Origin of the sequence: Vibrio kasasachensis, assembly GCF_050337565.1 — a bacterium.
GTDB lineage: Bacteria > Pseudomonadota > Gammaproteobacteria > Enterobacterales > Vibrionaceae > Vibrio > Vibrio kasasachensis.
Window position 1 is genome coordinate 55,674 of sequence record NZ_JAKJTB010000019.1, and the last position, 24,079, is coordinate 79,752.

Annotated in this window: 20 protein-coding genes and 1 other annotated feature; of the genes, 10 read left to right on the top strand and 10 right to left on the bottom strand. The window is 45.3% G+C overall.

The window, feature by feature from the left end:
• The 5 genes from L4C38_RS15885 to rnm all read right to left on the bottom strand — a co-directional run bounded on the left by L4C38_RS15885 (position 1) and on the right by rnm (position 5,618).
• Positions 1-2,040 (bottom strand): type VI secretion system Vgr family protein, encoded by a 2,040-nt coding sequence (locus tag L4C38_RS15885; RefSeq protein WP_428798536.1) that lies wholly within the window; start codon positions 2,038-2,040, stop codon positions 1-3.
• A 100-nt stretch (positions 2,041-2,140) separates the two neighbouring features.
• Complete coding sequence (locus L4C38_RS15890) at positions 2,141-2,659, bottom strand: Hcp family type VI secretion system effector (RefSeq protein WP_428798537.1); 519 nt, start codon at positions 2,657-2,659, stop codon at positions 2,141-2,143.
• 309 nt (positions 2,660-2,968) lie between these two features.
• Positions 2,969-3,985, bottom strand: a complete 1,017-nt coding sequence (rluB, locus tag L4C38_RS15895) for a 23S rRNA pseudouridine(2605) synthase RluB (protein WP_428798538.1) — start codon at positions 3,983-3,985, stop codon at positions 2,969-2,971.
• A 126-nt stretch (positions 3,986-4,111) separates the two neighbouring features.
• Positions 4,112-4,732 (bottom strand): L-threonylcarbamoyladenylate synthase, encoded by a 621-nt coding sequence (locus tag L4C38_RS15900; protein WP_428798539.1) that lies wholly within the window; start codon positions 4,730-4,732, stop codon positions 4,112-4,114.
• Between the two features lie 22 nt (positions 4,733-4,754).
• A complete protein-coding gene (rnm, locus tag L4C38_RS15905) occupies positions 4,755-5,618 on the bottom strand; it encodes an RNase RNM (protein WP_428798540.1) in 864 nt (287 codons plus the stop codon).
• A gap of 80 nt (positions 5,619-5,698) precedes the next feature.
• Between rnm and trpL2 the strand changes: the two genes are divergently transcribed.
• From trpL2 to trpA, 7 genes are all read left to right on the top strand, one after another.
• Positions 5,699-5,824, top strand: a complete 126-nt coding sequence (gene trpL2 / locus L4C38_RS15910; RefSeq protein WP_428798541.1) for a tryptophan operon leader peptide — start codon at positions 5,699-5,701, stop codon at positions 5,822-5,824.
• Positions 5,771-5,887, top strand: a sequence feature (Trp leader region). (Overlaps the previous gene by 54 nt.)
• Positions 5,888-6,013: 126 nt before the next feature.
• A complete protein-coding gene (locus tag L4C38_RS15915) occupies positions 6,014-7,579 on the top strand; it encodes an anthranilate synthase component 1 (RefSeq protein WP_428798542.1) in 1,566 nt (521 codons plus the stop codon).
• Positions 7,580-7,593: 14 nt separating this feature from the next.
• Positions 7,594-8,184 carry an aminodeoxychorismate/anthranilate synthase component II gene (locus L4C38_RS15920; protein ID WP_428798543.1) on the top strand — a complete coding sequence of 197 codons (591 nt, stop codon included), beginning with the start codon at positions 7,594-7,596 and terminating at the stop codon, positions 8,182-8,184.
• 10 nt (positions 8,185-8,194) lie between these two features.
• A complete protein-coding gene (trpD, locus tag L4C38_RS15925) occupies positions 8,195-9,193 on the top strand; it encodes an anthranilate phosphoribosyltransferase (RefSeq protein ID WP_428798544.1) in 999 nt (332 codons plus the stop codon).
• Positions 9,194-9,202: 9 nt separating this feature from the next.
• Positions 9,203-10,630 (top strand): bifunctional indole-3-glycerol-phosphate synthase TrpC/phosphoribosylanthranilate isomerase TrpF, encoded by a 1,428-nt coding sequence (gene trpCF, locus L4C38_RS15930; protein WP_428798545.1) that lies wholly within the window; start codon positions 9,203-9,205, stop codon positions 10,628-10,630.
• Between the two features lie 11 nt (positions 10,631-10,641).
• Positions 10,642-11,832: a tryptophan synthase subunit beta gene (gene trpB, locus L4C38_RS15935; RefSeq protein WP_428798546.1), complete on the top strand. Its 1,191-nt coding sequence runs from the start codon at positions 10,642-10,644 to the stop codon at positions 11,830-11,832.
• Positions 11,832-12,638 (top strand): tryptophan synthase subunit alpha, encoded by an 807-nt coding sequence (trpA, locus tag L4C38_RS15940; protein ID WP_428798547.1) that lies wholly within the window; start codon positions 11,832-11,834, stop codon positions 12,636-12,638. The genes trpB and trpA overlap by 1 nt, the downstream gene beginning before the upstream one ends.
• 63 nt (positions 12,639-12,701) lie before the next feature.
• On the opposite strand, the gene L4C38_RS15945 is transcribed toward trpA, so the two are convergent.
• The 3 genes from L4C38_RS15945 to L4C38_RS15955 all read right to left on the bottom strand — a co-directional run bounded on the left by L4C38_RS15945 (position 12,702) and on the right by L4C38_RS15955 (position 18,740).
• Positions 12,702-13,199, bottom strand: coding sequence for an outer membrane beta-barrel protein (locus L4C38_RS15945; protein ID WP_428798548.1), 498 nt, complete (start codon positions 13,197-13,199; stop codon positions 12,702-12,704).
• Positions 13,200-13,366: 167 nt separating this feature from the next.
• Positions 13,367-17,296, bottom strand: a complete 3,930-nt coding sequence (gene hrpA / locus L4C38_RS15950) for an ATP-dependent RNA helicase HrpA (RefSeq protein ID WP_428798549.1) — start codon at positions 17,294-17,296, stop codon at positions 13,367-13,369.
• A 115-nt stretch (positions 17,297-17,411) separates the two neighbouring features.
• Complete coding sequence (locus L4C38_RS15955; protein ID WP_428798550.1) at positions 17,412-18,740, bottom strand: MipA/OmpV family protein; 1,329 nt, start codon at positions 18,738-18,740, stop codon at positions 17,412-17,414.
• 97 nt (positions 18,741-18,837) lie between these two features.
• Between L4C38_RS15955 and L4C38_RS15960 the strand changes: the two genes are divergently transcribed.
• The 3 genes from L4C38_RS15960 to L4C38_RS15970 are packed head-to-tail and all read left to right on the top strand — an operon-like array spanning position 18,838 to position 21,722.
• Positions 18,838-19,239 carry a VC1380 family protein gene (locus tag L4C38_RS15960; protein ID WP_428798551.1) on the top strand — a complete coding sequence of 134 codons (402 nt, stop codon included), beginning with the start codon at positions 18,838-18,840 and terminating at the stop codon, positions 19,237-19,239.
• Positions 19,240-19,279: 40 nt separating this feature from the next.
• The gene (locus L4C38_RS15965; RefSeq protein ID WP_428798552.1) at positions 19,280-21,205 is read left to right on the top strand and encodes a metallophosphoesterase family protein; all 1,926 of its coding nucleotides are present in this window, start codon (positions 19,280-19,282) and stop codon (positions 21,203-21,205) included.
• 58 nt (positions 21,206-21,263) lie between these two features.
• Positions 21,264-21,722: a tellurite resistance TerB family protein gene (locus L4C38_RS15970; RefSeq protein WP_428798553.1), complete on the top strand. Its 459-nt coding sequence runs from the start codon at positions 21,264-21,266 to the stop codon at positions 21,720-21,722.
• A gap of 72 nt (positions 21,723-21,794) precedes the next feature.
• Here L4C38_RS15970 and L4C38_RS15975 read toward each other — a convergent pair whose 3' ends face one another.
• Both L4C38_RS15975 and L4C38_RS15980 read right to left on the bottom strand, forming a co-directional pair.
• A complete protein-coding gene (locus L4C38_RS15975) occupies positions 21,795-22,325 on the bottom strand; it encodes a 3'-5' exonuclease (RefSeq protein ID WP_428798554.1) in 531 nt (176 codons plus the stop codon).
• Between the two features lie 99 nt (positions 22,326-22,424).
• Positions 22,425-23,954: a sensor domain-containing diguanylate cyclase gene (locus L4C38_RS15980; RefSeq protein WP_428798555.1), complete on the bottom strand. Its 1,530-nt coding sequence runs from the start codon at positions 23,952-23,954 to the stop codon at positions 22,425-22,427.
• Positions 23,955-24,079 lie beyond the last annotated feature (125 nt).

The window sequence follows — 24,079 nt, forward strand, 5'->3', positions numbered from 1 at the left end:
TTATTTATCTCTCTCACACGGTTTCACTAGAGCATTAACCTTGGTACTTTGCGTAGCGGTGTAAACGGGAAGTGTAACAGGCTCCGGCTCGGCAACCGCCTCAACACCATGCGGTAAATCGGGACGATTTCCGCCATAACCACTACCACTGCCAGCGCTGCCGCCTGAGTTAAGATTAATCACAGAGCCGACGACGTGAATGCCAGCAGCATCGACTCGAATAAAACTTCCGCCCACTTTGCACGTCAATTCACTGCCCGCTTCTATCACTACTTTTGCACCACTTTTGATATGCACTTCGTTACCCGATTGCAGCGCATACAAGCTGCCGACTTTTTGGTGTGCGCTGCCATCCACTACTTGGGTTTGGTCTTTCTTGATTTGGCTGCGGCTTTCGCCACTCACGACGAGGTGTTGGTTGTTATCCACTTGAGAGAATCGGTCATTTTCAACAATCAGGTGTTTGTCGTGTTTGATGTGGGTGCTGTGGTCATTGAGGACATCTGCCTCAAAATCCTTTTGTGCGTGTAGGTACACTTTTTCAGTGTTGGCTTGATCTTCAAAACTCAGTTCATTAAACCCTTCGCCTTGGTGAGTTTCACTGCGCAGTACGGTTTTGGTTTTGTGATCGGGTAAGTCGTAAGGTGGTGTGTTGGTGGCGTGGTAGGTTCTGCCCGTAATAATCGGTTGGTCTGGGTCACCGTGTAAAAACGAAACAATCACTTCATGACCAATACGCGGGATGGCTATCGCGCCATATTGTGAGCCTGCCCAACCTTGTGAAACTCGTACCCAACAGGAGCTTTGCTCATTACCGTTGGAGTACCTATCCCACGGGAAGTGAAGCTTTACCCGCCCATGTTCATCACAGTAAATTTCTTCGCCTTCCGGCCCTACTACAATGGCTATCATAGGGCCATCCACTTGCGGCTTCGGTTGTGGCGTGGCTCGCCATGTTTTGTGCGCGGGAATAACTTTAAACTGGTTGCTGTAGGTAGTAGCGCCGTGCCCACCGTCTTCTTCTAGCGCTTGCGGTTGCGTGCCTTGGTGGCTCACTTCCACCACTATCCAATCTCGGTTGGCGTTTTCTTCGAGGTTGTCGGTTAAATCGAATTTGATGCCCGCTTGCAGTGCTGGGTGGTTACTCTTGCCTCGGGCTATGTGTGCATCTCGCCTGAGATATTCTAATCGGTATTGGCTCAGTGCTTGCCCGACGCCGTCTTCTTTGTAACGACCGGGGAAATCATAATGCTCGTATTGGCTGTGTTGAAAGCTGAGGTCGCTGCCGGTTTGTTGTTGCAAAAAGCCGTAGCTGGGCTTTTTAAAGCTGTAATCTTTTAATTCGAGGTGGCTGGGCTGAGCTTGGTGGAGAATAGAAAACTGGGAAACGAAAGCCTGCTCTGCCACACCCCCTGCCATACCGTTATGCACTATTGGCATCGCGTGTTTAGCAATTAATGTGCTGTCATCAACAAAAACCACCGTGTGTTTCACGTCCGTCTGTTCGATGTAATAGATCATCCCTTCTTCGGCCGCAAGACGTTGAATAAACGCTAAGTCTGTTTCTCGGTATTGAACGCAGAATTCGCGCTGAGGCAGCGTCGCTTTTAGCGCAAAGCTGTGGTCGATAATGCCCATCTCCTGCAGCAGTAGGCTGATGATCTCTTGCGCGGTTTTGTGCTGGAATATGCGGCTATTTTGGCGCAGTGATAAACGCTCTAAGGCGGGTACTAACACCAGTGAGTATGTAGTGTGGTGGTGACCGATGCCCCCTTGTTCGAACTGGCGAACGATACCGTGCACAAACTGCACCGGAACACCGTCTATGCTCATGGTCAAGGTCGCGGGTTGATCCACCACTTGCGGCGCTGCAATGCCCGGCTGTCGGCTCGCTAACTCAATATTATAGCGAAAGCCATAACACGCTTGGGTTGCATCAAACATCGATTCCGATAACGACTCTTTACCTTGATAACCGGTAACAACGAAAGTCTCTTGCGGTAATCCTTCTACACTCAGGGTAAACGTTAGCTTTGCCATCCACTGTGCCTTCTTTTTAGTACGAACTAAGACCAATGCAAGAGCCACCTCTCACACTGGTCTGACTGAATATCAATGTAGGTTGATAATCAGACGAGGATTACGCCTCGATTGGTTTACGCCAGTCATCTGAGCCTGATGTACCTGCGTTAACGTGATCCCACGTCACTTTACGGTACGACAGTGAAACCGTTAGGTTCTGCGTAAAGTCAGCTTTATCAGGATCTTGGCAATGTGGCATTTCACACTGGATATCGACGATAGAAGCGTTTTCTAATTTAGTGGTAAAGAAGTTTTCTTGCTTACCTTCAATGGAAGTGCGGTACCATTTCAGCTCAACATTGTTAAGCTTCTCACCCGATGCCAATGCGTTATAAAGCAGTGGAACCGCTTTGTTCAACGAGACAGTGAATTTGAATGGTTTATGAACACGTTGACCTGAAGGTTGACCCGATTGAGGATCAGTTGGCACTGTCACAGTGTGATCGAATTGCTGAACCAGCATTTCATCTTCATGACCTTCTACGTACGTATCACCAATAGAATCAGCAGTACACGCGCCTGCAGTAATGAGCCCCTGAGTTTGACCTTCAACTGAAATATAACATGGAGTTGGCATGACTTAATCCTTAATTTTATGAAATGAAATACATATAACTCAGGATTTACTGTTCAAGTCTTGTGCCAATTTATACATTGTTTAAATTCAATGCGTTACATTGATAATATTAAAATCTGGGCAATAAGTTGCTCAGAGCGAGCAAGATCTTGCTCAGCTGAGCAAAAAGTTGCTCGAATTAATAAGCTTTACTTTATGTAACAGTACGTCATCCAGCTTAATGAACATTAGGCTTATTTAGGACGGGTCACAGCAATAAAAAAAGCAGCCTTTCGGCTGCTTTTAAATTTGTCTGTGTAATCAATCTGATTAACGTTGACCCTTATTGCGCGAGCCTGGTGCGCCTGCGCTGCTCTTTGGCTTACCACGTGAGCTTGAAGATCCCGAGTTTCTCGGCTTGCTGCGTGAGTTTGGCGTCCCTTCAGTAGCCTTAGGTTTACGGCGCGAAGGATTGTTACTGCGTCCTTTAGGCGTACTGATACGCTCTTCATGACGCTTTACTGCACGGCGAATTTTTTGGCTACGAGAACGCTCACGCTTACGAGAAGTTGAGTCTTTGCTTTCGTCAAGCATGGTTTCACGCTCAGGACGTAGCTCAACTAATTCACGCAAGTAGTTTACGTCTTTAAGAGTCAATTCCATCCAACCACCACGCGGCAGTTTCTTATCTAGGTAGATATCGCCATAACGAACACGTTTTAGACGGCTAACCGTCGTCTCTTGTGATTCCCACAAGCGACGCACTTCACGGTTACGACCTTCGTTAATCGCTACGTAGAAAGTATGGTTCATACCTTCACCACCAGCGTAAACGATATCTTCAAAACGTGCTGTGCCATCTTCTAGTTCTACACCGCGAACTAGATTTTTAATTTTCTGTTCTGTTACTTCGCCAAAAACACGTACAAGATATTCACGCTCTACTTGGCGGCTTGGGTGCATAAGACGGTTAGCAAGTTCACCATCAGTCGTGAACAGTAGAAGACCTGATGTGTTTGCATCAAGACGACCAACAGAGATCCAACGCGAACCACGGATTTTTGGTAGACGATCAAATACTGTGCGGCGACCCTCAGGATCGTGACGTGTACATAGCTCGCCTTCTGGCTTGTAGTACGCGAGCACACGACAAACTACTTCATCCGGAGCTTTCACAGAAACAACATGTCCATCGATTCTAACGATAGCGCTGTCATCTTCTAGGCGTTCACCTAGTTTAGCAACCATACCACCCACACTAACTCGACCAGCTTTAATCAACGTTTCTAATTCACGTCGAGAGCCATGGCCAGCTCGTGCCAATACTTTCTGAAGTTTTTCGTTCATCTATCTACCTATGTGTCGTCTTCTCAGACGTCGACTAAAATGTGCGACCTAAATTCGCGGTCGCATAATATACCAAACAGATTATCGGAAAGCACCAAATATTCGCTGTTCATAACAGCGTTTATTCTATTCAAATGGTGCCGGATCACCCGAGCCAACACGCGCAACTTGAGCTTCATCTTCGCTAAAGTCAATCACCGTTGTCGGCTGTTCCCCAAGGTAACCACCGTTAAGAATTACGTCAACAGCATGCTCCAACTTATCACGGATATCTTCAGGATCTGATTCAGTAAAATCATTACCCGGCAGAATCAATGATGTCGACATCAGAGGCTCACCCAGTGCTTCTAATAAATCCAGTGCGATACGGTTATCCGGAATACGAATACCGATTGTTTTACGCTTAGCATTCATCAAACGACGCGGTACTTCTTTAGTGCCTTTAAAAATAAAGGTGTAAGGACCTGGCGTGTTGTTTTTCAACAAACGGAATGCGGTATTATCCACACGTGCGTACAGTGATATCTCCGAAAGGTCACGGCACAGCAATGTGAAGTTATGTTTTTCGTTTAAACGACGAATCTGGCAAATACGTTCTAGCGCTTGTTTATTTTCAAGCTGGCAGCCAAGTGCATAACCAGAGTCAGTTGGATAAACCACGACCCCGCCATTACGAATGATTGCTACCGCTTGGTTTATCAAGCGAGCCTGTGGGTTTTCAGGATGCACATAAAAAAACTGGCTCATGGTAATTCCTCATAAATAGAGCTTAGCTCTGTGTGGTATCGGAATGTGAAGGCTCGATACCCCAATCTTTCCATACTGGTTCAACGCCGGATGGCAACCAGAGATTTCGTCCTAACTCCATCCAAGGAGAAGGATAATGGAAGTCGCTACCTTGGGATGCTAATAGTTTGTATTGTATAGCATAATCAGCCAAGTTGCGTCGTTCTTGTTGTGCTTGTTGCGGCTGTGCAACTTCCATCGCGTCACCGTTCGCCTCAACAAACGCTGTGATTAAGCGCTTTATCCACTTAGCGGTCAAGTCATATCGTGCTGGGTGTGCCAATACTGCCTGCCCACCGGCGGCGTGAATGGCGGCAACCGCTTCTGACATTGAACACCAATTAGGTGGGACATAACCGGGGTTGTTGCGTGTTAGATATTTCTTAAACACCAACTGCATAGTCTTGGCGTAACCATTTTCAACCAACCAAACAGCAAAATGAGCACGAGTGATCGGTGCACCATCGGCTATTTTACACACCTCTTCATACACTCCTGCTCGAGTCGCTTTCTCTAATCGCTCGGCCATCAATTCCGCTCTCACTACACGGCGCTGTTGTTGCTCAGTGATGAGGTTTTGCAGTGTTGGATTTTGCGGGTCAATATTCAAGCCAACAATATGGATGTCTTTGTTCTCCCATACCGTTGAGACTTCAATACCATTAATAATCTTTAACTTAAGATCGTTATCAGCCACGTATTGTTTCGCAGTTGCTAAAGCAGCAACTGTATCGTGATCGGTGATCGCTAAAACATCGAGATCAAAGCCTACGGCGCGATCAACCAGCTCTTCTGGACTAAGCCTACCATCTGAGGACGTAGTGTGGCTGTGTAAATCAATTCGCATATTTAATTCTTAAGGGTTGACAGTGAATAAAAATACTAGTTAACTAGTACGCAATTACTAACTAATTTGTAAGACACGCTATGTTACAAGAATTTAACCAAAAGCAAAAAGCAAAAGTGACTTTGATCTCATCTGAACAAAAGATGTCAGAGCTAACTTGGTGGCGCACTTGGACAAGTTCTTGGTGGGCTAACGTGTACTTTTAATTTATCGCCAGTACGATAAATCACTAAATCGCAAAGCCCGCTAACTATAGCGGGCTTTTTGTTTTGTTGCGCATCTCACATCCAATTGTTTAAAGATCAAACGAATCAGCACCACATGAGTTTGGGTCAACGTTTTCTTTATGCGAGACTGTGTAACAGAAAGGAATACAAATTTGATAAGGAGGTCTTGTGAATAAGACCATTACGATAAATAAACTCGCTAAACTGGATGTTATTCATACTGAGGTTCCTTATTCAGCGGATCCTACCAGCCTGTTTCATTCTTTGTGCGAAAACAAGACCGACAGTTTGTTATTAGAGTCTGCTGAGATTGATTCTAAACAGAACCTTAAAAGCCTATTGATTGTCGATTCCGCTGTACGCATTGTTTGTTTCGGTCATCAAGTGAAGATGACTGCACTAACCGACAACGGTAAAGCGCTGCTCTTTCATATCAAACACAACATTAATCCGGCTATCGAATTTGAGCACCGACCTGATTGTTTAACCCTTAACTTCAGTGAAGCATGTAATACATTGGACGAAGACTCTCGCCTTCGCGAGGCTTCTTCTTTTGATGCGCTTCGTCTCATTCAAAACAGCTTCGATCTCCGTCATCAAAACAAACATGCATTGTTCCTTGGCGGGCTGTTTGCCTACGACTTAGTTGCCAACTTTGAGCCGCTAGGCTCTGCAAAAGCGACTAACCAATGCCCTGACTATGTCTTTTATGTTGCAGAGACTCTATTGGTAGTGGATCACCAAACACAAAGCTGCCAACTACAAGCCACCCGTTTTGATGCGCAAAGCAGCGCAGCTGCCATAGAAAAAAGATTGCTCGAAATTTCGCAGGCATGCTCAGCACCAAAACTGCTACCTGCGGCAGAAAAAGTTGATAATTTGGAACCAATGGTAAGCGTCTCAGACGCCGACTTTTGCCAAACCGTTCGTGATTTAAAGCAATTCGTAGTTAAAGGCGATGTATTCCAAGTGGTACCTTCACGCCGTTTTACGCTGCCATGCCCTTCTCCTCTTGCTGCATATAAAGAACTAAAGCGGAGTAACCCAAGCCCTTACATGTTCTACATGCAAGATGAGCTATTTACTCTGTTTGGTGCATCACCAGAAAGTGCATTGAAATACGAAACAGACACCAATCAAGTCGAGATCTACCCTATCGCGGGCACTCGACCACGCGGTAAACGACCAAATGGCGAGATTGATTTTGACCTTGATAGCCGCATTGAACTTGAACTCCGCACTGACGGAAAAGAAAACGCTGAACACATGATGCTAGTCGATCTTGCACGTAACGATGTGGCTCGAATTTCTCAAGCAGGCAGCCGCCACGTAGCCGATCTACTTAAAGTTGACCGTTATAGCCACGTGATGCACCTTGTTTCGCGTGTTGTTGGTCAACTGCGTGACGATCTAGATGCACTGCATGCTTACCAAGCATGTATGAATATGGGCACATTAACTGGCGCACCTAAAATTCGTGCCATGCAATTGATTCGCGATGTAGAGCAAGCACGCCGAGGCAGCTATGGTGGTGCAGTAGGTTATCTCACCGGCGAAGGAACGTTGGATTCCTGTATTGTAATTCGCTCTGCGTATGTCGAGAACGGAATCGCTCAAGTTCAAGCGGGAGCCGGTGTGGTCTTCGATTCTGATCCACAATCAGAAGCTGATGAAACTCGCGGTAAGGCACAAGCGGTGATTTCAGCGATTCAAGTCGCGCACAAACGCGGTTAAAGGAGCAATTTCAAATGGCGAATATCGTATTTATCGACAACTTTGACTCGTTTACTTATAACCTTGTGGATCAGTTTCGAACCCTTGGTCATCACGTGACGATCTACCGTAACAACATCCCCGCACACACTATTGAGCAAGCGATACTTAACCTGCCAAAACCTTTAGTCGTGCTTTCTCCCGGACCGGGCGCACCTGCCGATGCCGGTTGTATGCCAGAACTAATTAAACGTTTAAAAGGCAAGGTGCCAATCATCGGTATTTGCCTAGGTCATCAGGCTATTGTTGAAGCGTATGGTGGAAAAGTTGCCGGAGCGGGTGAAATTGTGCATGGTAAGATTTCAATGATGGAACACCAAAACCACACTACATACCGCGGGCTACCCTCTCCACTGGCCATTGCGCGCTACCATTCTTTAGTGGCGACACAAATCCCAGAAGGTTTAACCGTGACGGCTGAGGTAGATGGGTTGGTCATGTCCGTCGTGCAGGAGCAAGACAAGGTATGTGGCTTCCAGTTTCACCCTGAGTCAATCATGACCACTTATGGAGCGACGTTACTCGCCAATGCCATTGAATGGGCATTAGAGCGAACAAAAGGATAAGGAGAAGATCATGGATCAGATCATAAACAAGCTATACGACCAGCAATCGCTAACGGAACAAGAGAGCCAGCAGCTTTTCGATATTATTATCCGAGGCGAATTAGACCCAATTTTGATGGCGTCAGCACTTACGGCCCTAAAAATTAAAGGGGAGACGCCAGCTGAAATCGCAGGTGCGGCGAAAGCACTACTAGAAAATGCCCGTCCATTTCCTCGTCCAGAATACGATTTTGCCGATATCGTAGGCACTGGTGGCGATGGGCACGACACGATCAATATTTCTACCACCGCTGCATTTGTTGCCGCTGCGTGTGGATTAAAAGTAGCAAAGCATGGCAACCGCAGCGTATCGAGTAAATCAGGTTCTTCAGACTTACTCGATTCGTTCGGCATTAACTTAGCCATGAGTGCCGACGATACCCGTAAAGCCGTCGATGAATTGGGGGTCGCTTTCCTATTTGCTCCTCAATACCATGGTGGTGTTCGTCATGCGATGCCTGTTCGCCAAACCATGAAAACGCGCACTATTTTTAATATCCTTGGTCCGCTAATCAATCCAGCTCGTCCCAATATTGAGTTAATGGGGGTTTACAGTGAAGAACTGGTGCGTCCTATCGCCGAAACCATGCTCAAGATGGGTATGAAGCGCGCCGCGGTTGTACATGGTAGCGGGCTTGATGAAGTCGCGATTCACGGTGACACCAGCGTAGCTGAAATCAAAGACGGTAAGATCCATGAGTACACTCTGTCACCTGAAGATTTTGGTGTCGAACGCTTCCCACTTGAGGCAATTAAAGGTGGCGATCCGCAAGAGAATAAAGCCATCATCACGAACATTCTCACCGGTCGCGGTACTGACGCTCAGCTTGGGGCGGTTGCAGTAAACGTTGCGTTGCTCATGCGCCTATTTGGTCATGAAGATTTAAAAGCCAACACGCGACAAGCAATAGATGTGATGAATTCCGGTAAAGCATTTAAGCTGGTTGAACAACTGGCAGCACGCGGATAAGGGCGAATTATGACACAGCAATCAGACAAACTATCCCAACACGTTTCAACACAAGAAGCGCAGATGGCCGAAGTGCTCGCGAAAATTGTACGCGATAAATACCTATGGGTAGATGAGCGTAAGAAAACGCAACCGCTAGATAGCTTTCAAGCATCACTGCTACCTGCTGATCGCGATTTTTACCAAGCGCTCAGTGGCAGTAAAACCGCGTTTATCTTGGAGTGTAAAAAAGCCTCTCCATCAAAGGGCTTGATTCGTGATGACTTTAACTTGGATTACATCGCCTCCACGTATGATCTGCATGCTGACGCGATTTCAGTACTCACCGATGAAAAGTATTTCCAAGGTAGTTTTGATTTCCTACCTCAGGTTCGTCGCCAAGCTCGCCAGCCAATCTTATGTAAAGATTTCATGATCGACAGTTACCAGATCTATTTAGCACGACACTACCATGCTGATGCGATTCTACTGATGCTCTCGGTATTAAATGATGAGCAGTACCAAGCGTTAGCAAACGTAGCTCATTCACTTGATATGGGCGTATTGACTGAAGTGAGTAACGAGGAAGAACTTCATCGGGCGGTGAAACTCAACGCAAAGGTAATTGGTATAAATAACCGCAACCTGCGTGATTTAAGCACCGATTTGAATCGAACTAAAGAGTTGGCGCCCACTATTCGTCAACTTGCTCCCGATGCGATCGTAATTTCAGAGTCTGGCATTTATTCTCATCAACAAGTACGTGAACTGGCTCAGTTTGCCGATGGCTTTTTAATTGGCAGCTCTTTAATGGCTGAAGACAACCTTGTCCACGCCGTACGTAAAGTTACATTGGGACAAAACAAAGTTTGTGGGCTTACCCACCCTGAAGATGCAGCAAAAGCCTATCAGTCGGGTGCAGTCTTTGGTGGGCTTATTTTTGTTGAAGCTTCTAAACGCTATGTCAGCCCAGAAAATGCGCGCTTGGTGATGAGTGGCGCTCCGTTAAATTACGTCGGCGTGTTCCAAAACCACCCTGCGGAGATCGTGGTCGAAATTGCCACTCATTTAAATTTGTCGGCAGTACAGCTACATGGCTGTGAATCACAAGAATACGTTGACGTTCTGCGAATCCAGCTACCAAAGAGCATTGAAATTTGGAAGGCTTATGGTGTAAGCGACCAAAAAGTCACCCGTCTGTCGAGAAATATCGACCGTCACTTACTCGATGCCCAAGTAGGTAACCAAAGTGGCGGCACTGGAAAAGTGTTTGATTGGTCGTTAATTGGCTGCACTGAAGAAGTGATGCTAGCGGGCGGTTTATCTTCAGATAATGCCCAACAAGCCAGCCAATTGGGCTGCCTAGGCTTAGACCTAAATTCAGGCGTTGAAAGCGCACCGGGCAAGAAAGATCTAGTTAAGTTGCAACAAGCGTTTGCGGCAATCAGAGAATATTAAGGAAGAAAGCAATGGCAAAGTTAGATGCCTATTTTGGCGAATACGGCGGTCAGTACGTTCCGCAAATTTTGGTGCCTGCGCTAGATCAACTAGAGCAAGCGTTTATTGATGCACAAGCAGACCCTGAGTTTCGCGGTGAATTTATGTCACTGCTGCAAGAATACGCGGGGCGCCCTACTGCATTAACGCTCACGCGCAACCTAACCAAAGGAACAAAAACCAAGCTGTATTTGAAACGCGAAGATCTCCTTCATGGGGGCGCTCATAAAACCAACCAAGTGTTAGGTCAGGCACTACTGGCAAAACGCATGGGTAAAAATGAAATTATCGCTGAAACAGGCGCCGGACAACATGGCGTTGCTACGGCGCTTGCCTGTGCTCTGCTCGGTTTAAAATGCCGTGTTTACATGGGTGCAAAAGATGTAGAAAGACAAAGCCCGAACGTATTTCGTATGAAGCTAATGGGTGCTGAAGTGATCCCTGTTCACTCAGGCTCAGCAACATTAAAAGATGCCTGTAACGAAGCACTACGTGATTGGTCTGGTAGCTACGAAACGGCGCACTATCTATTAGGCACAGCAGCAGGTCCTCACCCATTCCCAACTATCGTTCGTGATTTCCAGCGTATGATTGGAGAAGAAACTAAAAATCAAATTCTAGCGCGCGAAGGTCGCCTACCTGATGCACTGATTGCCTGTGTGGGTGGCGGTTCTAACGCTATTGGCATGTTTGCCGACTTTATTGAAGACAAAGGTGTGCGCCTAATTGGTGTAGAACCGGCTGGTAAAGGCATTGATACTGACCAACACGGTGCGCCGCTCAAACATGGTAAAACGGGGATCTTCTTTGGTATGAAGGCACCACTAATGCAAGACCCAAATGGTCAGGTAGAAGAGTCTTACTCCATTTCAGCGGGTTTAGATTTCCCATCAGTTGGTCCACAACACGCTCATCTCAATTCAACAGGTCGAGCTGAGTATGACAGCGTAACGGACGACGAAGCACTGGATGCTTTCCAAGAACTAGCACGTAGCGAAGGGATCATCCCGGCCCTCGAATCTGCTCATGCGTTGGCTCATGCACTGCGCATGGCACGTGAGAACCCAGACAAAGAGCAACTTTTAGTGGTTAACCTCTCCGGTCGTGGTGACAAAGACATCTTTACCGTTCACGCTATTCTTGAAGAAAAAGGAGTGTTCTAATGGACCGTTATCAACTGATGTTTGACCAGCTAGGCAAACAAAACCAAGGTGCATTTGTTCCTTTTGTTACCGTGTGTGACCCAAACCCAGAGCTATCGCTAGAAATCATGCGTACGCTTGTCAACGCAGGTGCTGATGCGCTTGAACTGGGCATGCCCTTTTCTGATCCTCTCGCCGACGGCCCTACCATTCAAGGGGCTAATATTCGTGCATTAGAGTCCGGTGCGACACCGGATATTTGCTTTGAATTAATTAGTAAAATCCGTGCTGAGTTTCCACAACTGCCGATTGGTTTATTAATGTATGCCAACTTAGTGTTTTCTCGTGGCATTGAAAACTTCTACCAACGTTGTGCCGATGCGGGGATCGACTCGGTTTTAATCGCTGACGTTCCGACTAACGAAAGTGCAGAGTTTGTTGCAGCAGCAGAAAAGTTCGGTGTCCACCCTATCTTTATCGCCCCACCAACCGCGAGTGATAAAACATTGGAATCGGTGGCGCAACTTGGCAGTGGCTACACCTACTTACTTTCTCGTGCTGGTGTTACTGGTGCAGAAACCAAAGCGAATATGCCAGTAAGCGATATGCTAGAGAGATTGAACCAATTTGATGCACCACCCGCTCTCCTTGGGTTTGGCATCTCCTCCCCTGAGCAAGTTAAACAAGCAATTGATGCCGGTGCCGCTGGGGCGATTAGTGGCTCGGCTGTGGTGAAAATCATCGAAACAAATCAAGCTGATCCAAAGAAAATGCTGGAGATTCTGAGCGGTTTCATCTCATCAATGAAGGCGGCAACACAGAAATAATTGATATTTCGTCGACAAAAAAGCCCAGCGAATCGCTGGGCTCATAAAATAGCTTTTAACGCATTATAAGAAGTGGAAAGTCGCGTTAAGAGTGAAGTTTTTAACGTCTTCTTCTTTCATTGAGAAAACATTGTAACTTGCACCAACAGAAACCGGACCCATTAAGAAGTATTCTGCGCCAACACCATACATCATATCAACTTCATCTTCTTTGAAGTTACCGCTCTTACTTTCAAGCGTATAAGAGTGTACACCCGCTTTGGCATAAACGTGCAGAGGACCCAAGTCGATACTTGGTTTTGCAGCAAAGTAAACGGCTGAACCTTCAAGATCGCGTGTTTGACCAGCGTAGTTAACGTTGTCAAATTCGCCAAAGTTTTGGTAGCCAGCTTCTAGACCAATGAATGGCAAGATACCCGTACCCACGTGTACATTGTATGAAGTTGAAGACTCATTACCGAGGTCAGCTTTACCTGCACTCGCACCACCGTAAATCCATGAGTCCGCTGAAGCAGTCGCAGATGCACCAAGTAGTGCTAGAGCGAGTAGTGTTTTTTTCATAATTAACCTTCTCTTATAATTTTCGTGAGCTCGGCAACGCATTGCCGGATCTCTGACATAGCAGCATTTTGCGTAAAATAATGCAATTTATATACCGCCGTGTAAACAGCAGGTAAAATAAACCCCGTTAAAGTGAAAAACTTTAACAGGGTGAATAAGTTAGCTATCTAACAAGCGTCAATCGTGTTTTTGACACGCTTGTCAGAAACTGGATACGGCGTGCCGAGTTGTTGGGCAAACAGACTAACTCGCAGCTCTTCAATCATCCAACGGATTTCTTTGACGTTTTCCGGTACTTCCATGCCCTTAGGGATTTTGTTCAGTAGTTCTTTGTAATCACTTGCTACTGATTCAATCCTTAACATGTGCAAACGATCTTTATTTGGATCAATTGGCAGTTTTTCCATGCGACGCTCAATGGCACGCATATAGCGCAGAATATCAGGCAGGCGCTTCCAGCCACACTCAGTCGCAAAGCCTTTAAATATCAGCCCTTCAACCTGTGCTTTGATATCTGACAGCGCAAACGCCATGGTGAAATCAATTCGACCTTTGAGTTTTTTATTGATGTTAAAAGCCGTGGTTAAGATAGTTTCGACTTGTTGAGCAATGTCCACCACAGTATCACCCAGTTCGCCGCGAATCTGTTCTTTCATCGCTTCAAACTTATCCGCTTGCCACACCAAGCCACCCTGCTCTTCAATTAGCTTATCGATACCACAAGAAATGCAGTCATCAATAAGGTCCATCACTCTGCCATACGGGTTAAAGTACAGACCAAGTTTTGATTTATTCGGCAAATTAGAGTGCAAATACTTAATTGGCGAAGGTACGTTTAGTAGCACTAACCGGCGCTGACCTGCACGCATCGCGGAAACCTGTTCTTGTTCGGTCTCGTATAGCTTAATTTCGACACTATCTTTGTTATCAACAATCGCTGGGTAAGCTCGAACGTCATAGCCACCACGTTTTTGTTGATACACCTTAGGCAATTCACCAAAGCTCCACGTACGCAAACCTTGCTGTTCAATATCATCATCAGCCACTTTAGAAAGCGTCTGCTGTACTTTCTCTTTAAGGCTCTCTTTTAACTCGTGAAGGTTTTTACTTTCGTTAAGCTTGCGATTGCGGTGATCGACTGCGCGGAATGTCACTTTTAAGTGTTCTGGCACTTGATCTAGTTTCCAATCCTCACGAAGCAGCTCAACACCCGTCATGCGGCGCAGCTCTTTTTCCATCGCATCCAGCAATGGCATTTCCATTGCAGTTACACGCGCTAAGAAAGCATCAGCATAGTTAGGTGCAGGCACAAAGTTCTTGCGCAGTGTTTTAGGTAGTGACTTAATTAAACTCACCACCAACTCATGCCGCAAGCCTGGGATCTGCCAATCAAACCCTGCGGGTTCTACTTGGTTTAAAATCGGCAATGGCAGGTGAACGGTGACACCGTCACTATCTACGCCAGGTTCGAACTGGTAGCTCAATTTGAGTTTGATGCCATTTTGGTACCAGAAGTTCGGATAATCCAAATCCGTTATGTGGCTTGCATCCCCTCTGAATAGCATCTCTTTTTCAAAGTTAAGCAATTCAGGGCTTTCTTTCGATGCCTTTTTCCACCAAGTATCAAAATGTTTACCTGATACAACTTCAGTACCTACGCGTTGATCGTAAAAATCAAACAGCTCATCGTCATCCACCAAAATGTCACGACGACGTGACTTATGCTCTAACTCTTCAACTTCTTCCAGCAATTTGCGGTTTTGTTTGAAGAAGGCATGTTTGGTTTCCCATTCACCCTCGACTAATGCGCTGCGAATGAAAATTTCACGGCTTATGGTTGAGTCTATGTTGCTGTAGTTGACTAAACGCTTGGGAACAATGGCGATGCCATATAGCATCACTTTTTCGTGAGCCATAACCGCGGCTTGTTTCTTCGACCAATGTGGTTCGCTATAGCTACGCTTAATCAAGTGCTTAGCTAACGGTTCAATCCATTCAGGCTGAATCTTGGCAATGATGCGTCCCCAGAGCTTTGACGTTTCCACCAGCTCCGCCGACATCACCCATTTAGGTTGCTTCTTAAACAAACCCGATGCTGGGAAGATATGAAAACGGGCATTGCGGGCGCCTTGGTATTCACTTTTCTCTTGGTCTTTGATACCAATATGAGACAGCAAGCCAACTAAAATAGCACTGTGTACGCTTTCATAATTCGCCGGCTCGCTGTTTAGCTTAAACTCCATTTCACGCATTGATTGGTGAATTTGGAAGTAAACATCTTGCCATTCTCGAACGCGCAGGTAGCTGAGGAACTCTTGCTTACATTGTTTGCGGAACTGACTGCCCGATAACTCTTTTTGCTGTGCTTGGATGTGATCCCACAAATTGACGAAAGTCAGAAAGTCAGAATCTTCATGGAAGAACCGACGGTGCTTTTCATCCGACGACTGCTTCTTATCACTTGGACGCTCGCGAGGATCTTGGATCGACAATGCCGACGCGATAATCATCATCTCTTTTAATGCACCGTACTTTGGCGCTTCAAGCACCATACGCGCTAATCGAGGGTCGATAGGTAAACGCGCTAATTGGCGACCAATCGGTGTCAATCGTTTCTTCGCTTGTTTTACTTCAGGGTGAATTGCCCCTAGCTCTTCAAGCAGCCTGACACCATCTTGAATATTGCGCTGATCTGGCGCTTCAACAAATGGGAAGGCTTCAATATCGCCCAAACCAAGTGCGGTCATTTGCAGAATAACGGACGCAAGGTTGGTACGCAGAATTTCCGGATCGGTAAACTCAGGGCGCGAGTTGAAATCGTCCTCTGAGTAAAGACGAATACAGATACCCTCTTCCACACGACCACAACGACCTTTACGCTGGTTAGCACTGGCTTGTGATACCGGCTCAATCGGTAGGCGCTGTACTTTGGTGCGGTAGCTGTAACGGCTGATACGCGCCGTACCCGGGTCAATGACATACTTTATGCCAGGAACCGTTAATGAGGTTTCTGCAACGTTAGTTGCCAACACGATTCGGCGGCCTGCATGAGGTTGGAAAATCTTGTTTTGCTCACCCGAGGAGAGACGCGCGTAAAGTGGCACAATTTCGGTGCTTTTTAGATTACGCTTCGATAAGGCATCAGCGGTATCACGTATTTCACGCTCACCGTTCATAAAGATTAGGATGTCACCAAAACCTTCATCACAAAGCTCATCTACCGCTTCAAAAATACCTTCCAATTGATCACGGTCACTATCGTCATCGCCACTTAGTGGACGATATCGCGTATCGACAGGGTAAGTACGCCCTGATACTTCAATAATTGGCGCATTTCTGAAGTGCTTTGAGAAGCGTTCTGGATCGATAGTTGCCGAGGTAATGATCACTTTAAGATCAGGGCGACGCGGCAGCAGTTCTTTCAAATAACCCAGAATAAAATCGATGTTAAGGCTACGTTCGTGTGCTTCATCGATGATGATCGTATCGTACTGATTCAAAAACCGATCATGCTGGATTTCAGCCAGTAGAATACCGTCTGTCATCAGTTTGATTTGAGTTTTATCAGAGATCTGATCGTTAAATCGAACCTTATAGCCGACAAATTCACCCAATTGGGTTTTCATCTCTTCCGCAATACGATTCGCCACTGAACGTGCAGCAAGACGACGAGGCTGAGTATGCCCGATTAATCCAAATTTACCGCGCCCAAGCTCGGCACAGATTTTAGGTAATTGCGTGGTTTTACCCGAGCCTGTTTCACCTGCAACGATAACCACTTGGTTTTCCGCAATGGCCTTGGCAATATCGTCTTTCTTTTGGCTAACAGGGAGCAGTTCAGGGTATTCGATCGTGATCGGTTGTGAGTGACGTAACTCTACTTCCATCATCGATTTTGCGATATCAAGTGCGATTTCATCAAACACCACATTTCGTGACGCTTCTTTATTTATTTTACTCGCACCAGAGATTCGCTTACTCAAACGGAAGCGATCACGCAACATACATTGTTCTAACGCTTTACGTAGAGACGTGGCGTTGTTTGCCTGCACTTTCTGTTCGCTAGGCTGCGTTTTTTTCGGCTGTGACGAAGTCAAAGCGTTTCCTATTTTTCTTTATCAAAACTGCATGGATTGTATCACAAAATAATACTAAAACGCCCATCGACACAGGAGTGAAGATGGGCATTCGCAACAGTTCATTGGTTACTGGTTAAAAATCAAACTGGATGTAAATGGTGTTGTAGTTACTGCCGCCTTTGATTCGACCAAATTGCGACGCTTTTTCAAAAATAGCACTGCGATGATGCAATGAGTAGCCAACCCATACATTCTTCCAGTCTGACTGACTCATCAATTCACCGACGTTCACATCAAATGAGAAATCTAAGTAGTTAAGCAAATTACTTGGTGTATATCCTTTACGCGCCATTTCACTACCTTCGATGTAGGTAATGTTATCGATATACGAAATGCCCTCCGCGATACCAAAGCGCCAACGTGTTGGCCAATCAATTGTCACATAAGCTTTGATCGCTGCCACGTATTCAGTACTGGCATTTTGAACCTCAGACGACCAATGATGGACGAGCCCCGGAGTAAAGAAGATATCAATCGGGTAACCAAACAGTTCATCGGTTAAAGGATGACCATAGAATACGGATGTAAGTTGGTTATTGTAGGGATCTTTTTCACGCTCCAAGGCAAGAATATCGCCAATGTTGGATGGCGTCGCCCAGCCATGAGCAATTCGCAAGTAACGCTGATTACTTAGCTCAGATTTACGCGGTTTGGTTTTATCATTGAAAAAGCCAAACCCAACAAATACTTCGCCTTCATAACGATCGACAACCGCATTTGAGTGATAAGCGTTGTCATCAAGTCGTGTGATGCTGGTTGAACCTAACAAATACAAATTAGATGCAACGTGATAACGAGCATCAATACCAATATTCACATCCACACCTGCACCAATGGTTTGATCTGTGAACTCGCTAAATGCGTAATACTGGCTGTTAAAGTCTGCTTCTTTGTAGCGCAAGGTTAAGTGAGGTTTTAACTCCCAATTCCCAAACTCATACTCCGCAGTTGCACGCAGGTTCGAGTGCAAACGGGTATCTTCATCCCCCATTAACTCCCAGTCAATGTGCCAAGTCTCATTCAATTGATGTCGAATTTGAAGTCCAAAATCAGCGGTATCACCTTGATCTGCATTTTGTATTGAAGCGGGAATATCAACAAAGCGCATACGAGTGAGCACATTAAGCTCAAAGGCATTTTCCTGCCAGTTGGCGACATGCACGCCCCCTTCTAAGCCATCGATGAAAACGTAATCATTATTGAAATACATCGATGGTACAAAAGTCGCGACACTTTGGTCACCAACAGCCGTGTCAAATGGTACGCTGGCTAATCGATACATAGCAGCAATACCCCATTCCTGTTCTACTTGGGCTTTTGGGGCTGCTTGAGCATCATTTGAAATCGTGCAAATTGCTATCAAAATTACCGAAAAAAGTGGAAGCGAGTTAAAAGTTGTCATTTTTTTAGCCAAAAGGTAATTATTTTTGTTGGATCAGCGACTTTGTTCTTATGTTTCACTGACGATCGACGTTAATATAAGAACATACACCCTCTAAATGCAAAGAATTGTGAAAGTTTCTGAACTGAAGAATTTACTCGACACCTTTCCTGTCAATCCAGATCTTGATGTAGTCACTGGAGACGAATGGTTACCCGAACAGCTTGTAGCGACTTCAATTGTCGAGGACGTACTGTTTCTAGAGTTTGACAACGCGCCAGAAGATATTCAAGCAGAAGAAGCCCGAGGCTTCGTCGAACATGAAATAGAGATGATTCGAGGAAAAATCGACCAGATAATTACAGAGAGCTCCGACGTTAATAGTAAAACAGATGCAATTTTAGCCTTGTTTTTGCTTGGGCATGAACTCAATAGCTGTGAAGTGATTGAAATATTGGAAGAGAATGAACAAACTCTAGACGATCAGCAAACTACTTCTCTCCATACTGAAACGGTTTAAGCCGTTACACAAAACCCAATAAGGTGCATTCGTGTTACCCATGAGCGACAACCAAACTTTGCCGCTAGTTTTAGCTGGTCCTATTCTCCGCAAATCCACGCCAGATGAATTAGTTCTCTGGTTGGTAACTCGAGAACCGATTCAAGGCTGCTTTCAACTTTATGCCGAAGCCGAGCAGGGAATCATTTTTGAAGCATCTTTATCAAGCTGTAAACAAATACAACTTGGAGACAAAGCACACGTTGTTTTGGCTCAGTTTAAGGGGCATTTTCCTGCCAACATCGCGCTCAGTTATGAATTTGTCACTCAACACGGCAAGCTTTCACAACTGCAGCCCGAGATACTGTACAAAGATGAAACTCGCCCAAACTTTCGCATTTCAACGCAAGCAGACTACCTGTTACATGGATCGTGCCGTAATCCACACCACCCAGCCAAAGATGCGCTGATTCAAGCAGATTTGAAAGTTTCAAATCAAACACTAGAAGAGCGACCTGACATCTTGCTAATGAGTGGTGATCAGATCTACGCTGATCACGTAGCAGGACCAATGCTCGACGCCATTCATCAAGTCTGTGATTTACTTGGTTTACAGGAAGAGCAATTTTTTGCAGCGCCGATTGAAAATAGCCAAGAGCTTTTCGCGCACCCTCACTGCTATTACCAACGTGACAAACTGCTGCCAAGTTACAATGACAATAGCCACTGGCTAAATCGTTTTCTACTACCAAAATATACCCCTGTGTTTAGCTCGCGAGAATGTGAGAATCACCTGATCACTTTTAGTGAATTCATCGCGATGTACTTGCTCGTGTGGTCCCCTGCATTATGGCGCTGCATCAACATCAACCGCTTAGAGGAACAAGGGTTTACTCATGGTGGACAAGCCTTCTCGGCAGTCACAATTAAGCATTGGCGAGCTGAGAAAACGCAAATTGAGCAATTTGTCGCAGGACTTAAAAACACCGCACGCTTAATGGCTCACATACCGACCTACATGATATTTGATGACCATGATGTCACCGATGATTGGAACTTAACGGTAGGTTGGGAGAAAGCGGCATACGAAAATGCATTTGCAAAACGCATTATTGGGAACGGTCTGCTCGCTTATTGGCTTTGCCAAGGTTGGGGAAACGAACCCGACAACTTTCCTCAAGAACTATGGAATTTGGCTGGACGATTTGTTGCAAAACCACTTGGTGACAACGTTGAGGCTCAAGCACATGACGAGCTAATTCAATATTTATATAGCTTCGAGAAATGGCATTATACCATCCACACATCACCTAAAGTTGTTGTGTTGGATACGCGAACCCGCCGTTGGCGCTCAGAATCACGTATGAATAAACCCTCAGGCTTGATGGATTGGGAAGCGTTGATTGAATTTCAGCAAGAGTTAATGCATCAAGACAAAGTTGTGGTGGTCTCTGCCGCGCCCATGTTTGGGGTTAAATTTATCGAAGCATTGCAAAAAAGCATGACCTTACTTCGACAACCACTACTGATAGATGCTGAAAACTGGATGGCGCATCCCGGCAGTGCCAACACACTTTTAAGTATATTTACCCACACAAAAACCCCCACCAACTTTGTGATTCTGTCTGGCGATGTACACTACTCATTTGCTTACGACATCAAACTTAGATTTAGAAAATCGAGCCCAAACATTTACCAAATTACCTGTAGTGGTTTTAAAAACCAATTCCCTGAACCGCTACTCGGTATCTGCGATCGTATCGATCGCGCGATATATTCGCCTCGTTCGCCACTTAACTATTTAACCAAACGCAAGCGATTAAAAGTCTTCAAGCGTGATCCTGATACCCCGAGTTCACGTCGCTTAGTTAATAGCAGTGCTGTGGGTGAATTGAAATTGGACTCATACGGAAAGCCATGTGAAATCTCGATTTTGACCGGCGAAGGAAATAGTATTCACTTTCCTCCAACACACGAAAGCTTGTGATCCATATAAAACGCCACTATGTATAGAACTAAGAACTTTAAAATTAGTGGCGAACATTATGCTCAATTCAATTACCAGACTATTTAAGCAATTGCTCGAAGGGCACGATTTAGGTGAGCAACACAAAGCCGATCCAAACTTAGCGATCGCATGTTTACTGTATGAAGTTGCTGGCGCCGATCATCAAATTGAAGACAATGAGATCGCGGCAAAGAAACAATTAGTGGGTCGATTACTCAGTTTAGACGCTACCCAGACCGATATTCTGCTCAATCGAGCTGAGACACAATCGAAACAATCTTCATCCTTGTATGAATTTACTTCACAACTACGCGATCTCAGCCAAGAGACGCGATATGCGCTTATACAAGCGATGTGGGAAGTTGCCCATGCTGATGGTGAAATCGATCCACTCGAAGATGCAGTAATACGTAAAAGCGCCGAATTACTTTATGTTGACCATAGTGAATTTATTCGTGCAAAACTCTCGATCACGCAAGGACATGGCAAGTCATAGCAGCGCACATCAAAGTCATCAGGCAATAAAAAAGCGAGTTCTCGGCTCGCTTTTTTATTTCAAGGTCTGCAACTAAAACATAGTCAACGCCAACTTTGCCAAGTTGTATGCATCCACATAACCAGAATGTTGCCGCCCTTCCCACTCAATATCTTTTGCTTCTTGCGCCGCTTTATGGCCAATACGCTTATCTTTTAGACGATGTTGAATACGGTACAAGGTGGCAAGGTTAATGTACTCGTTGAAAGGTACATCAAGCCCTTTATCTGCACACTCTTTAGCAAGCACTAAATCATCTCGCCCCCAAGCAGCATAAATTTTCTTCGAGCCGCCGAAATTTTTGATCATCGATTTGATCACTTCAGCTAGCGGTCGTCCTTGTTTCTCAATTTTACGTGGTGTGATGCCAGTCAATTCTGCACAAAACAACGACACTTCATCATGCTCTGGCTTTACATAATACTGAGCGCGTTTGACTATTTCACCCTTAACTAAATCGATTTCTGCCAAGCCGATTTCGATAATTTCGCCAGTGCTTCCAACGCCGTCTTTATTCCAGCAACACATTTCTAAATCGAAACAAACGATACGGTTGTGATTCATAACTCGCCCGATGAGGTTCTAAACTAACAAGTAAAATTCTACCGTAAACTACCAACTAACCCAAGCTTGGGTCTACCCTACGGCTCTCTGTTCGACCAGTTATTCAGCAATTGTGACTTTATTGCGCCCGGAATTCTTACTGAAATAGAGTTGGGCATCGGCGATTTGCATGATTTGTTCTGCGTCTTCACCTACACGGATAGCCGCTCCAATGCTCAAAGTGCAAGTCACCATGTGCCCACCAAGCAAAGTTTTACGTTCACACATCACAGCACGAATGGTTTCCAAGTATGCCTGTAAATCAACGCGCTTTACTACTTGGCTGATAATACAGAATTCATCGCCACCCAATCGCACTAACAAGTCGTCAGGATTAATGCACTCCTCAACAGTCGCCGCCACATGGCGGAGCAATTGATCGCCACCGGGATGACCATAGTTATCATTAATGTACTTAAACCGATCAACATCGAAACCAATCAAGGTGAACTCGCGGTCTTTATCAATGGCTTGCGTAATAAATTCATTGAACGCACGACGATTATATAGCCCAGTTAACGCATCATGGTTAACGAGGAAGCGTAATTCTTCGGTCCGCGTTTCCAAAAGTGATGCTAAATGCGACTGTGCACGTACTTGAAGAAAGACGATATAGCTGAGAAGAATAGCGATGACAAAACCGCCAAATACAATTGCACTCAATATAAGTTTATCGTTTGCAGTATTATCTTCGGTTAAGCGAAAGCTGACCTTCCATTGACGATTCGGCAGTTGAATGATGGTGTCGAGTTCAAATCCTTTGGTCGTCGTCCAATTTTTGCTTTCAAATAGCACTGAATCATCTTCAGCGTCAAAGCCAAGATCATTCACTTTGACTTCAAGTTGTCGGTTCGCTGCTGTTCGCGTCATCAAACCGTCAAAATAATGTGAGGTACGAATAACACCGATCACCACACCAATAAGTTGCTGGTCATCGCCTCTATTAAATACAGGGTGATAAACCAACATACCATCTTTCTTCATATCTTTAGTGAGCCCATCTTGCAACAGCCGGACTTTGTCAGAAACACTGACTTTCTGCTGAAAGCGCATGTTATCGATAACCAACTGAAAACGCAGACGTGAATCATAAAAACCCAATACTTTCTTATTAATATCATTTTCCGGGTAGATATCTCGAGCGACGTAAATGGGTTCATCGGCTTGCATGATGTAACCATGAGTGACGGGGGCGTCTTTGGGGATGGTATAAAGACGAAAATCAGGTTGGTCGAGACGAACCTTAGCAAGATACTGAGGAATATCGTCTTTTTCTACCCGTTCCATCCATTGCAAGGTGACTAAGGTTTGGGAAGAAGTCATAACTTGTTCCGCAAAGGTGTCAAAATTACTCCACTCATCGCGACTGGTAGAATAGAAGAAGTTAGCGCCTGTACCTATTTGGTCCAAATCATTATTAACGAACTCTTTGAGTATCTCAGTTTGCCTTTGCGCCAGGCTTTCAAACAGGCGCTTACCATAATTGATTTGCATCTGATAAGAGTAAATTGCGACAACACAGGTTACCAACATAGTGACCCAAAAGGTCAATGCTGTGTATAACCATTTCTTATCAAAAACAATCTTCATTCAGTCATGTTTACGCTATCTATTCGTGGGGCGACATAATACTCCCAAGTTACCAAGTACTAAAACTTTTCTTTCCCTAGCTCACTCATTAGTACCAAATTAGCGGCGTTTTATCGACTTATAAG

Excerpts from the sequence above, each read along its gene's own strand:
- L4C38_RS15885 (WP_428798536.1), bottom strand. The coding sequence starts at position 2,040 with ATGGCAAAGCTAACGTTTACCCTGAGTGTAGAAGGATTACCGCAAGAG.
- L4C38_RS15890 (WP_428798537.1), bottom strand. The coding sequence starts at position 2,659 with ATGCCAACTCCATGTTATATTTCAGTTGAAGGTCAAACTCAGGGGCTC.
- rluB (WP_428798538.1), bottom strand. The coding sequence starts at position 3,985 with ATGAACGAAAAACTTCAGAAAGTATTGGCACGAGCTGGCCATGGCTCT.
- L4C38_RS15900 (WP_428798539.1), bottom strand. The coding sequence starts at position 4,732 with ATGAGCCAGTTTTTTTATGTGCATCCTGAAAACCCACAGGCTCGCTTG.
- rnm (WP_428798540.1), bottom strand. The coding sequence starts at position 5,618 with ATGCGAATTGATTTACACAGCCACACTACGTCCTCAGATGGTAGGCTT.
- trpL2 (WP_428798541.1), top strand. The coding sequence starts at position 5,699 with ATGTTACAAGAATTTAACCAAAAGCAAAAAGCAAAAGTGACTTTGATC.
- L4C38_RS15920 (WP_428798543.1), top strand. The coding sequence starts at position 7,594 with ATGGCGAATATCGTATTTATCGACAACTTTGACTCGTTTACTTATAAC.
- trpD (WP_428798544.1), top strand. The coding sequence starts at position 8,195 with ATGGATCAGATCATAAACAAGCTATACGACCAGCAATCGCTAACGGAA.
- trpCF (WP_428798545.1), top strand. The coding sequence starts at position 9,203 with ATGACACAGCAATCAGACAAACTATCCCAACACGTTTCAACACAAGAA.
- trpB (WP_428798546.1), top strand. The coding sequence starts at position 10,642 with ATGGCAAAGTTAGATGCCTATTTTGGCGAATACGGCGGTCAGTACGTT.
- trpA (WP_428798547.1), top strand. The coding sequence starts at position 11,832 with ATGGACCGTTATCAACTGATGTTTGACCAGCTAGGCAAACAAAACCAA.
- L4C38_RS15945 (WP_428798548.1), bottom strand. The coding sequence starts at position 13,199 with ATGAAAAAAACACTACTCGCTCTAGCACTACTTGGTGCATCTGCGACT.
- L4C38_RS15955 (WP_428798550.1), bottom strand. The coding sequence starts at position 18,740 with ATGACAACTTTTAACTCGCTTCCACTTTTTTCGGTAATTTTGATAGCA.
- L4C38_RS15960 (WP_428798551.1), top strand. The coding sequence starts at position 18,838 with ATGCAAAGAATTGTGAAAGTTTCTGAACTGAAGAATTTACTCGACACC.
- L4C38_RS15965 (WP_428798552.1), top strand. The coding sequence starts at position 19,280 with ATGAGCGACAACCAAACTTTGCCGCTAGTTTTAGCTGGTCCTATTCTC.
- L4C38_RS15970 (WP_428798553.1), top strand. The coding sequence starts at position 21,264 with ATGCTCAATTCAATTACCAGACTATTTAAGCAATTGCTCGAAGGGCAC.
- L4C38_RS15975 (WP_428798554.1), bottom strand. The coding sequence starts at position 22,325 with ATGAATCACAACCGTATCGTTTGTTTCGATTTAGAAATGTGTTGCTGG.
- L4C38_RS15980 (WP_428798555.1), bottom strand. The coding sequence starts at position 23,954 with ATGAAGATTGTTTTTGATAAGAAATGGTTATACACAGCATTGACCTTT.